This is a genomic window from Micromonospora sp. DT41, assembly GCF_049841715.1.
GTDB classification, from domain to species: Bacteria; Actinomycetota; Actinomycetes; order Mycobacteriales; family Micromonosporaceae; genus Micromonospora; species Micromonospora profundi.
In genome coordinates this window covers 103,809-114,902 of record NZ_JBNCKU010000004.1, presented here as the reverse complement: position 1 = coordinate 114,902, position 11,094 = coordinate 103,809, and the positions used below count along the sequence as shown (strand labels likewise).

Genomic DNA, 11,094 nt, shown 5'->3' with positions numbered 1-11,094 from the left:
GGATGGGCAGGTGGTCGGATCACGGCTGCGACGAGGAGGGCGGGCGATGCGGGTACGCGGGTGGTTGAGCTGGGGGCGGCGTGCCCGCATTGGGGCGGTGCTGGCGGCTCTGCTCACCGGCGTGGTCCCACCGGCGGTGCTGCTGACGCCGGGTGCGGCTGGCGCGGCGACCGGCGCGTCGGTGTGCCAGATCCGCGACGACAGGCTCACCGAGATCTCCGGGATGGTCGCCACCGACGACGGGTACGTGGTGGTGAACGACGGCGCCGAGAACGAGGCCCGCCGACGGATCTTCTTCCTCGACGAACGATGCGCGGTGCAGCGGACGGTCAGCTACCCCACCCGGCCCCGGGACACCGAGGACCTGGCGATCGGTCGGGACGGCACCATCTGGGTCGCCGACATCGGTGACAACGACCGCACCCGGGAGACGATCGGGCTGTGGCGGCTCGCTCCGGGCGCCGATCAACCGGTGTTGTACCGGATGACGTACCCGGACCGCCCGCACGACGCGGAGGCGATGCTGCTCGACGGGGACGGCCGGCCGCTGGTCATCACCAAGGGCGGCAGCGGCACCGTCTACCTGTACGCGCCGACCACCGCGTTGAAGCCGGACGGCACCACACCGCTGGCGTTGGTCGGCCAGGTGTCCCTGCCGTCCACCACCACAAGCAACCCGTACTCGTTCGTCGGGCGCAACGTGATCACCGGCGGGGCGAGCGCCCCGGACGGCCAGCGGGTGGCGCTGCGCAGCTACGCCGACGCCTTCGAGTACGACGTGTCCAACGGCGACGTGGTCGCCGCGCTGACCACAGGCACCCCCCGGATCGTCGCGCTGCCCGACGAGCCACAGGGCGAGTCGATCACCTACAGCCGCGACGGCCGGTCCCTGCTCACCGTCTCCGAGACCGCAAGCCAGCCGCCGGGCACCCGTCCGACGATCCTGCGGTACCCCGCCAGCAGCACGCCGACCCCGACGGCCCAACCCGCGGAGTCCGCCGCCGCGGCACCGCCATCCACGCCGGGCAGCCCGGCGGCGCAGGCGAGCGGCCTCGACGTGGGGCAGCTCTGGCCGCTGATGGCCGGCGGAGGGACGCTGCTGGCGCTCCTCGCGGTGGGCGCGGTGCTGTGGCGGCGGCACACCCTCCGACGCTGACGACCAGCGGATCGGTGCGGCAGGATGGGTGGATGTCAGTGCTCTCCGCCCTGCGCCAGCCGATCGTCGCGGCTCCGATGGCCGGTGGCCCGTCCACGCCAGCCCTCGTGTCGGCCGTCTCCGCCGCCGGCGGGTTGGGCTTCCTGGCCGCCGGAATGATCGACACCGGACGGCTTGTCGCCGACATCGCCGAGGTCCGCGCACGTACCGAGCGGCCGTTCGGGGTCAACGTCTTCCTGCCCGGTGACGACGCCGTCGACGAGTCCGCAATCCGGGGGTACGCGCGGCGGCTCGCCCCGCAGGCCGACCGGTTCGGGGTGAGCCTGGGCGATCCGGTGGGCGGCGACGACGCGTACCCGGAGAAGTTGGCGGCTCTGCTCGCGGACCCGGTCCCGGTGGTGTCCTTCGTCTTCGGGCTGCCCGACCGGGCAGCCGTGGCGGCCCTACGCGAGCGGGGTACCGAGGTGTGGGCAACTGTCACCCGCCCCGACGCCGCCACGGCCGCCGCCGAGCTGGGTGTGGACGCCGTCGTGGTGCAGGGCACCGAGGCCGGTGGGCATCGCGGCGGCGTGCCGGATGACGACGACTACGCGTTGCTGCCGCTGCTGCGGCTGGCCGCCGCCGTTTGCGACAGGCCACTTGTTGCCGCCGGTGGCATCGCCGACGGCCCCGCTCTGGCGGCGGCGCTGGCCGCCGGTGCCGCCGCCGCGCAACTCGGCACGGCGTTCCTGCGCTGCCCGGAGGCGGGCAGTTCGCCGCTGCACCGCGCGGCGGTGGCAAGCGCCGCACCCACCGCGTTGACTCGGGCGTACACCGGCAAGCGGGCCCGGGGTGTGGTGAACGCCTTCCTGCGTGCGCACGACGCGGCAGCGCCGGCCGGCTACCCGCAGGTGCTGCACCTGACCCGCCCGCTGCTCGCCGCGGCCCGGCGCGACGAGGACGCCTCGGTGGTCAACCTGTGGGCCGGTCAGGCCCACCCGCTGGCCCGGGACGTGCCGGCGGCGCAGCTTGTCGCCGAGATCAGCGCCGGTGCCCGGGCCGCGCTGGCGACGGCGGCGCAACTGTCGACGCGCTGGGGTTGAACGACCCGTCGAGCAGGCGGGAGGGGCCCGACGCGTCGGTGGGCAACCCGTTAGAGTCTCGCCGTGATCGAGATCGACGCGCACGTCGACCTGTCCCACCCGCCCGACCGGGTCTGGCTCGCATTGACCGATCGGGAGCTGATCGGCCGCTGGTTCGCCGAGGCCGACATGGTCGAGGGAGTGCCGGACCGGCTGTTGCTGCACACTGCCGGACTGCCCGGCTTCGATGCCAACGTCGAGGTCGAGGTGATCGAACGTCAGGTGCCGGAGCTGCTGGAGCTGCGCTGCGACGAGGCAGGTCGGCTCACCGAGCTGACCTGCGTTGTCACCCCCACCACCCAGGGCTGCCGGCTGAGCGTTCGCGAGGTCCCCACCCACGGCTCCTGGTCGGCGGAGCAGCACGGGCCGCGTGAGCAGCAACTCCGCCAGGCGTTGACGGTGCGCCTGCCGGCCATCCTGGACTGGCTCGCGTTCCAGCAGGTCGACCTGCGTCGCGGCGAGGCCGGGATGACCGCCGAACTGCCGTTGATCGGCGGGGTCGGCGCAGCGCGGGCACGCCGCCGCCGTCGGACGGTGGTCACCGCCCTGGTCGGTGTCGTTCTCGTGGCGGGGTTGGTGGCCTGGATGACGCTGCCGGGCGGGTCGAAGCAGGCCGCCGCGCCGGTCTCGTCATCGCCGACCGCGACGTCGGAGCCGAGCGCCGCGACCGCCACGTCCACCGCACCACCGAGGGCGACATCGTCGGCGCGCCCGTCCCGGACCGCCGCGTCGCCCACCACCAGCCCGAGCCGCACCCCGACGGCGAAACCCTCGCGTACGCCTTCGGCCGCGCCACCGCCGCCGCTGACGGCCCGCTACGACACCGACTCCAGCCGGTTGTTCGGCTACACGGGTGAGGTGGTGGTGAACAATCCGGGCCGAGCACCGGCCGAGCAGTGGTCCGTGGTGGTGACCCTCGCCGAGGGCAGCAGCGTCGACGACGTCGAGGGCGCCGAATGGCGGCAGAACGACAGGGCGATCACCTTCAGCGGGCCGGCCGTGCCGGCGGGCGGTTCGCGGACGATCCGTTTCGACGTCCGCGACGGCCGACCCAAGGCCAGGGAACCGGTGGGCTGCACGGTGGACGGCAACCCGTGCGCGGGCCTCTGACCTAGGCTCTGCACATGGCACTGCTGCACCGGGCGACGCTGCGCCCCTCGAAGCTGGACCTGCTGGCGACCTGGCTGCCGGGCCGACAGTGGTACCAGGGGCCGGCCGGGGTCAACGCGGTGAGCTCGGGCGCCTACCGCTTCGACGATCCGGCTGGCGAGGTCGGCATCGAGACGATGCTTGTCGGCGCCTCCGGCGGGCCTGTGCACCAGGTGCCGCTGACGTACCGCGCCGCGCCCGTCGACGGCGCAGACGATTGGCTGGTGGGCACCGTCGAGCACTCGGCGCTCGGCCAGCGCTGGGTGTACGACGGCTGCGGCGACCCGGTCTACGCTGCGGCCCTGGCCCACGCCATCCTGGCCGGCACCGGCCAGGCCGAGCAGTATTTCGAGGTCGACGGCCGGCGCGAGGTGCGCGAGCCGACGATGACGGTGGTCGCCAGCGGCGCCGGGGACAACAGCGTGCGCCCGGTCGGCGGCATCCGTCGGGTGGTCGACGGGGACAGCACGATCATCGTCACCGACTCCGTCGAGCTTGTCGTCGTCCGGCGACCCGCTGAGGACGGGGCTGCGGGCGCGGCCGGCGCCACCCTGAGCGGCAGTTGGGCCGGGCAGGCGACGACGGTGCCGCTGGCGTACGCCCGGACGCTCTGACGCCTGACAAGCCGTGCGGTGGGCGGCCCGACTTCCGGGCCGCCCACCGCGTTCACCATCGCGACGGAGGCGGTGGTGGCGAGACCGGCGGCCGGTCGTCGCAGGTGATGGTGTTGGGCAGCAGCCACGGGGCGAGCCAGCCGCCGTCGTTGCCGCCCAGGTCGGTGAGGGTGAACTCCGACCCGGCCGCTGTGAAGTGGAACGACCCGCAGTTGTTGACGCCTACCGCGCCGACGTTGCGGGCGTCCACGTTGGCGAACGACGCCGACCCCGCCGAGCGGGCGCTGACCACTGACGTGCCGGTGCCGTCGACCCGGATGTCGCGGAACCGTACGTCGTTTATCGAGTAGAGGTCCTTCACCGGCCAGTCGCTCACCAGCATGATCGCGTTGTACGTGTTGTCGAGGTACGCGTCACCGGTGACCTCGATGCGCGCGTCGATGCTCCGGTCCAGGGCGAAGATCCAGATGGCGCCCAGCCCGATGTTCCAGTTCAGCTCGTACGTGCCGGCGCGGACAGTGGTGTTGTCGGTGATCCGCAGGTGCCCGGTGAACGGCTCCGCGCCGAAGCGGGCGCCGACGTGGAGGGCGCTGCCCTCGCGGACCGGGTCGGCGACGAGGTTGTGCGACACGGTGGTGTCGGTGCCGCCGTAGATGGCGATGCCGTTGGCGAGCGTGGGGGACTGCACGGTGTTGTGGTCGAACGTGTTCCGCGCGTTGGCTGTCTTCTCCGACCACATCGCCAGGCCGTCGTCGCCGGTGTTGCGGACGAAGTTGTGCGCGACGAGCGAGTCGGTCACGCCGGTGTGGAAGTTGAGCGCATCGGCGATCTGGTCGACGATGATGTTGTTGGTGACGCGTACGTTGCGCATCGGCCCGTCGAACCAGATGCCCACCTTCGTGTGGTGCAGGTAGAGCCCGTCGATTGTGGAGTCGCTCATCGCGCCACCGATGGCGTTCACCTGGTCGGTGTCGATGCGTTCCCGTACGTCGCCCTCGATGGCGAAGCCGGAGAGGTGGACGTTGCGGCTGCCACCGTCGGCGGCGTCGCGGCCGTAGAACCCGACGCCTGTGTGCACAGAGCCGTCCGGTGCGGGCGGCGACAGGGCCACCTCGCGGCCCTTGATGATGGTGTGCCAGTTGCCCGCGCCCTCGATTGTGACGTCGTCGACGACGATGTGCCTGTTGACCTGGTAGGTGCCCGGCGGGAGGTACACGGTCAGGTGGGTACGCCTGGCGAACGCGATGGCCCGGTCGAGGGCGTCGGCGGAGTCCCGCCGGCCGGTGGGGTCGGCGCCGAAGGCCAGCACGTTGGCGGCGAGCAGCCGGACGCGGGGCGGCGCGACCAGTTCGGAGTCGAGCAGGTCGATGACGGTCCAGGCGGCGGCGCTGCCGCTCGGCGCGGTGAGCCGGATCGTGTCACCGGCCCGGTAGGTGCGCCCGAGCAGGAGTCGCTGCTCGTCGTAGAAGTGGGCGGGCCGGAACGGCGTGCTGATGCTCGGGTACGGGGTGGTGGCCGACGGCACGCACTGGCACTCGGTGATCCACCAGTCCGGGTGCAGCAGCCCGGCCCGGGGGTCGTTGGAGAACGGGTACTGGTTGTACAGCCAGGAGTACTGCGACGTCAGCGTCATGTCGCGCACGTGTTTGCCGTTCGCCGAGACGCGCAGGGGTGCTGTGATCCCGCCTCCGGTCGGCGCGTCCGGGATGCTGTACCGCACTGTGATGCCGTTGGCCGCCCTGGGCAGGACGAACTCGACGTACTGGCCGGGAGTGAGCCGACCGCCCGGCGGCCGGACGCCTCCGCGGGCAGCGTGTAGGCGGACCGGTCGGGGCCGATGACAGTGCCGTTGGTGCGGGCGTTCTCCGCCTCCTGTTCGACGAAGTCCACGTCGGCGCCCCGCCCGGCGACAAGCGCCGGGTCGAGGCCGGCTCGGGTGACCACAGGCGTCGCGGCGGGTGCCGGCGGACCGGCGACGGCGGCAGTGGACCCGCCGGCCGCCAGCACTGTGATGGCGGTCGCGAGGCTGACGGTGGTGATGGTCGGGCGGCCTGGGCGACCCCGCGCCCGCATCGAGTTCCGGAACATCGGTGCCACTCCTTCGTGGATGGTGGTGGGGAGGTCCGCCCGGCGCTCCCCCTACGCCCGACATTGATCGTCATCGTGCCAGTACCGACCACTGTGCTGCAAGATGCCTATCCGTAAACGAAAAAAAGCGACAACATGCTGGTAAGAAATGGACTGTCGCGTTGGGTGGCGGTTCTGCTCCGGCCGCCTCTGCGCGGCGTACGCTGTGCCGCGTGGAGCAAGAAGACCGGATCGCCCTTTTCCTGGACTACGAGAACCTCGCGCTGGGCGCCCGCGACCATCGTGGCGGCGCGGCCTTCGACTTCCGGCCGATCGCCGACGCGCTTGCCGAGCGGGGACGGGTGGTGGTGCGCCGGGCGTACGCCGACTGGTCGTTCTTCGACGAGGACCGCCGGATGCTCACCCGGTCCCACGTGGAGCTGATCGAGATCCCGCAGCGCATGGGCGCCTCCCGCAAGAACGCGGCAGACATCAAGATGGCGGTGGACGCGATCGAGTTGGCCTTCGAACGCGACTACATCTCCACGTTCGTCATCTGTAGCGGTGACAGCGACTTCACCCCGCTCGTGCACAAGCTCCGCGAGCTGAACAAGAAGGTCATCGGTGTCGGGGTCGAGGGGTCGACGTCGGCGCTGCTCCCTCCGGCTTGCGACGAGTTCCTCTACTACGACCGGCTGGAGGGCGTGGACATCCCGCCGACCGCCAGCCGGCGGGGTCGCCCGGCCCGACAGTCGGGCCCGGGTCAGCGACCGCCCGAGCCGGAGCAGGAGGAACGGGAGCAGGAGCCCGAGGGTCGGCCGGCGGGGGAGGAGCCCGGCCGGGACGTCGACGCCCTGGCTGTGCTGGTGGCCCAGACGGTGGCCGGGTTGCAGGGCAGCGCCAGCGGCGAGGTGACAGCCTCCCGGCTCAAGCGGACCCTGCTGCGCAAGGACCCGACCTTCAGCGAGTCCGACTACGGCTTCCGTACCTTCGGGGAACTGCTGCGCCACCTCGCCGGGCACAACGTGGTCGACCTGGCCGAGGGGCCCGCCAAGGGTGACCCCGAGGTCTCGCTGCCCGAGCACGGCGACCGGGAGGTGGCCTTCGGTCTGCTCCGTTCGGTGGTGGGCGACCTCGGCAGCGCCGGCAATCCCGTGGCGCTGTCCGGTCTGAAGAACCAGCTGCGTCGGGCCCGTCCGGACTTCAGCGAGAAGAAGCTGGGGTACCGCAGCTTCCTCCAGTTCTGCAAGGCGGCCGCGACCGGTGGCGCAGTCGATCTGCGGTGGAGCGCGGAGGCGGACGACTACCTGCTCACGGCGCAGGGTTGACGGCCGTCGAAGGTTGCTAACCGTTAACACTGGTCTCGATTTGCGCCTGAATTGCGGCTCTTGCCCAGGTCCGTGCGTTCCTGCGCCGTACCCTCCGCGCAAAAATTGCTATACGGTCGGCGAATGAAGGTCGAGGAGCATTGGTGGAACGGAGACACGACCCCGCGCGGGCGCCGGGACGTGTACATCCGTACTGATGGGCAGGGTTGGGAGGTCCGCGCCCAGATCGGTGGGGCGTCGGGTCGTGAGCGGGTGCAGCAGTGCCCCAGCCGGGCCTCGGCGGCCATCCTGGCCGACGCCTGGCGCGGCACCCACCCATCCTGGCGCGAGCTGAAGCAGCGCTGATCCGGCACCGGGCCGGGCCGGCAACGCTCCTGGGCTCCCGCCCGGCGCGCTCACCGGCCGGCCCGGTGTCCACGTCAACCCGCCGGCACCCCCACCGGCCAAGCTCGGCAACCCGTCAGGCGATCGGGACCGGTAGCACTACGCCTTCGGCCGCTGACCGGTGCGCAAGCTCGATCAGCTCGACGGTGGCCACCGAATCCCGCGGGTCCACAGGCATCGGCGTACCCTCGCGCAACGCCGTGGTCACCTGCGCGTAGAAGCTCTGGTACGCCCCCGGCTCGGTCGGCACCGGGCGCAGATCTCCGTCGACGCCCAGCAGGCCGTACCGCTCCGGCGGGACCTCGCCCCAGCCCGGCTGGTCCGGTCGGCCGCCCTCGTGCAAAGCCGCCTCCTGCACGTCGAGGCCGTACGTGGTGTAGCCGGCCCGGTCACCCAGCACCCGCAGCCGGGGCCCGAGCTGGGCGGTCACCGCACCCATCCACAGGTGCGAGTGCACCCCGTTGGCGTGCGTCAGCGCCACGAAGGCGTCGTCGTCGACAGCCGCGCCCGCACGGCGACGGTCCACCTCCGCGTAGACGCGCTCGACAGGGCCGAACAGCTGCACCGCCTGGTCCACGAGGTGCGCGCCCAGGTCGAAGAGGGCGCCGCCAGCCTCCTCGGGGCCCGCGAGCTCCCGCCAGCCCGGCTTGATCGTCGGCCGGAACCGCTCGAACCGGGACTCGAAGCGCAGCACCCGCCCCAGCTCGCCCCGCTCCACCAGTTGCCGGGCGGTCAGGAAGTCACCGTCCCAGCGCCGGTTCTGGAACACCGTCAGCGGCACCCCGCGCTCGGCTGCCTCGTCGACAAGCGCGCGGCTCTCGGCGGAGGTCGGTGCGAGCGGCTTGTCCACGACGGTCGGCAGGCCAGCGGCCAGCGCCGCCCGGGCCATCGGCACGTGCTGCCGGTTCGGCGTCGCCACCACCACCAGGTCCAGAGCCTCGGGTGTACGCCACAGCGCGTCGGCGTCGTCGACCAGCCGGGCGTCCGGATGGTGCTGTGCGGCCTGCTCGCGCCGCTGCGGATCGCGGGTCACGATGGCGTCGAGTCGCAGCCCTGGCGTCGCGGCTATCAGCGGCGCGTGGAACACCCGACCCGCCAGCCCGTACCCCAGCAGACCGACCCGCAACGCCTCCGACATGCCGTGCTCCTCCCCGGCCCGCGCCCGGATGGCGGCGGCACCGCCTGTCGAATCTACGCCTCGGCGCAGCCGGGCTGATCTAGACCCGGTGCTGGTCAGCCGGCCGGGTCGGCGCGCAGATAGGTGAGAACGGCCAGCACCCGGCGGTTGGTGTCGTCACTGGGCGGCAGGTCGAGCTTCAGCAGGATGTTGCCGACGTGCTTACCGACCGCAGCCTCGGTGACATGCAGCCGGGCCGCGATCGAGGCGTTGGACCGGCCCTCGGCCAGCAGCGCCAGCACCTCGCGTTCCCGGACGGAGAGGGCACGCAGCGGGTCGCGCGGGCGGTGCAGCAGTTGCCGCACCACGTCCGGGTCGATGGCGGTGCCGCCAGCGGTGACCCGGCGCAGCGTGTCGACGAACTCGGTGACCTCGGACACCCGGTCCTTGAGCAGGTAGCCCACCCGCTGGCCGTCGCCGCTGTCCAGCAGCGCCGCCGCGTACCCGGTCTGCACGTACTGGCTCAGGACCACCACCGGGAGCCGGGGCCGCTCGGCGCGCAGCGCGACGGCCGCCCGCAGCCCGTCGTCGCGCCGGTCCGGTGGCATCCGGATGTCGGTAAGCACCAGATCCGGCTGGTGCGTACGGGCCGCGTCCAACAACTCGGGCGCGGAGCCGACGGCGGCGCACACAGTGAAGTCGAAGCGGGTCAGCAGCGCGACCAGGCCCTCCCGCAACAGCACCTCGTCCTCGGCAAGCACGACACGGGTCACCGGGGCCATGGCAGCTCCACCCGGACCAGGGTAGGCCCGCCGGGTGGGCTGGCCAGCAGCAGTCGCCCATCGGCGGCGGCGACCCGATCGGCGAGACCGGTCAGGCCGGTGCCCCGCGACGGGTCGGCGCCGCCGCGTCCGTCGTCGGACACCTCCACGACGAGATCGCCGCCGGCCCGACTCAGGCGGACCTGCGCGCGGGTCGCCCCGGCGTGCCGGACCACGTTGCCGAGCGCCTCGGACACCACGAAGAACGCGGTGGTCTCGACGATCTCCGGCAACTCCCCGTCCAGGTCGGCGGAGACGGTGACCGCGACGGGAGCCGCGTCGGCAAGCTCCCGGACGGCGCCGGCGAGGCCGAGGTCGGTGAGGCTCTGCGGCCGGATGCCGTGCACCAACTGCCGGAGCATCACCATCAGGCCCCGCGCCTGGTCGTGCGCGACCGCGAGGGGCCCTGCGGCGGGGGAGTCCTCTCCCACGTCCAGCCGGGCCAGGCCCAACTGGAGCGTGAGGCTTGTCAGCCGGGGTTGCGCGCCGTCGTGCAGGTCGCGCTCGATCCGGCGCCGTTCCGCCTCGTACGCGCCGACCAGCCGGGTCCGGGACCGGGCGACCTCGCGCAGCGCTGCCGCGTCGACCGGCCGGGCCAGCGTCCACCGCACCACCGCTGCCTGGCCGGCGGCGAGCAGCCCGGCCGCGTACCAGAGCACCGGAACGAGCAGCACGCCCACTATCGCGTACGGGATGGCCTCGCCCGCGGTGTCGACGGTGCCCCAGACGACGATTACCTGCGCGGCGTCGCCGGGCTCCGACGTGCTGTCGAACGCCAGCCACGGGCTCGCGATCAAGCCGATGTCGAGAAGCACCAGCAGCAGGAACACCCAGTACGCGACAGGCGCGACACCGCCGAGGCAGAACAGGTACGCCACCTCGCGCCAGCCGGCCGCGCTGCGGTAGCGGGCGGCCAGGCCGGTCCACCGCGGCACCGGCAGAGGGCGGCCGTCCACGAGGCCGAGGCGCCAGCGTTCGACGACGGCGACCGGGAAGCTCACGATCGGCGCCAGCGCCAGCAGGGTGAGGCTGCCGACGGCCAGGAACAGCATGAGGGGGAGGCCCGGGGGTCGGCCGTGCTGCCGGAGCGCGTTGACGGCGGCCAACAGTGGCGCGCCGATGACGAGAAGCCCGATGGCGAGCACGCCGGCGATCGGCACGGTGCTGACCAGGTAGGCAAGCGCCCGCCACGGCCAGGCGGAGATCAGCCAGTCGCGGCGGCGCAGCGCCTCGGCCAGGTGACGAGGGTGGTCCGGGGTCATGCCGCAGACGCTATTCGCCGACGGCCCGGCGCCCCAGCCGTCCAGACCCCCTTCCGAGGTATGCCCAGCCCTACC

General features: G+C 72.6%; 9 protein-coding genes and 1 pseudogene. 6 read left to right on the top strand and 4 right to left on the bottom strand.

The genetic code is table 11. From position 1 onward, the window contains the following. Positions 1-46: 46 nt before the first annotated feature. The 4 genes from ACLQ23_RS09060 (at position 47) to ACLQ23_RS09045 (ending at position 4,040) form a co-directional block, all read left to right on the top strand. The gene (locus tag ACLQ23_RS09060) at positions 47-1,156 is read left to right on the top strand and encodes a hypothetical protein (RefSeq protein ID WP_355595495.1); all 1,110 of its coding nucleotides are present in this window, start codon (positions 47-49) and stop codon (positions 1,154-1,156) included. A 32-nt stretch (positions 1,157-1,188) separates the two neighbouring features. Further along, on the top strand, positions 1,189-2,238 hold the full coding sequence (locus ACLQ23_RS09055) for a nitronate monooxygenase (RefSeq protein ID WP_355595493.1): 1,050 nt from the start codon (positions 1,189-1,191) through the stop codon (positions 2,236-2,238). Between the two features lie 63 nt (positions 2,239-2,301). After that, positions 2,302-3,387, top strand: a complete 1,086-nt coding sequence (locus tag ACLQ23_RS09050; protein WP_355595491.1) for an SRPBCC domain-containing protein — start codon at positions 2,302-2,304, stop codon at positions 3,385-3,387. Positions 3,388-3,401: 14 nt separating this feature from the next. After that, positions 3,402-4,040, top strand: a complete 639-nt coding sequence (locus tag ACLQ23_RS09045; protein WP_355595489.1) for a CG0192-related protein — start codon at positions 3,402-3,404, stop codon at positions 4,038-4,040. Positions 4,041-4,092: 52 nt separating this feature from the next. Here ACLQ23_RS09045 and ACLQ23_RS09040 read toward each other — a convergent pair. Next, positions 4,093-6,113 (bottom strand): annotated as a pseudogene (locus tag ACLQ23_RS09040) (glycosyl hydrolase family 28-related protein). 227 nt (positions 6,114-6,340) lie between these two features. On the opposite strand from ACLQ23_RS09040, the gene ACLQ23_RS09035 reads away from it, so the two are divergent. Further along, positions 6,341-7,435, top strand: a complete 1,095-nt coding sequence (locus ACLQ23_RS09035) for a PIN domain-containing protein (RefSeq protein WP_355595486.1) — start codon at positions 6,341-6,343, stop codon at positions 7,433-7,435. A gap of 123 nt (positions 7,436-7,558) precedes the next feature. Continuing rightward, positions 7,559-7,780, top strand: a complete 222-nt coding sequence (locus ACLQ23_RS09030) for a hypothetical protein (RefSeq protein ID WP_030335934.1) — start codon at positions 7,559-7,561, stop codon at positions 7,778-7,780. A 115-nt stretch (positions 7,781-7,895) separates the two neighbouring features. Here the strand turns inward: ACLQ23_RS09030 and ACLQ23_RS09025 are convergent, their stop codons facing one another. The 3 genes from ACLQ23_RS09025 to ACLQ23_RS09015 all read right to left on the bottom strand — a co-directional run bounded on the left by ACLQ23_RS09025 (position 7,896) and on the right by ACLQ23_RS09015 (position 11,019). Next, complete coding sequence (locus tag ACLQ23_RS09025) at positions 7,896-8,957, bottom strand: Gfo/Idh/MocA family oxidoreductase (protein WP_355595484.1); 1,062 nt, start codon at positions 8,955-8,957, stop codon at positions 7,896-7,898. 95 nt (positions 8,958-9,052) lie between these two features. Continuing rightward, positions 9,053-9,718 carry a response regulator transcription factor gene (locus ACLQ23_RS09020; protein ID WP_355595482.1) on the bottom strand — a complete coding sequence of 222 codons (666 nt, stop codon included), beginning with the start codon at positions 9,716-9,718 and terminating at the stop codon, positions 9,053-9,055. Then, positions 9,706-11,019 (bottom strand): sensor histidine kinase, encoded by a 1,314-nt coding sequence (locus ACLQ23_RS09015; protein ID WP_355595480.1) that lies wholly within the window; start codon positions 11,017-11,019, stop codon positions 9,706-9,708. The genes ACLQ23_RS09020 and ACLQ23_RS09015 overlap by 13 nt, the downstream gene beginning before the upstream one ends. Positions 11,020-11,094: the final 75 nt, after the last annotated feature.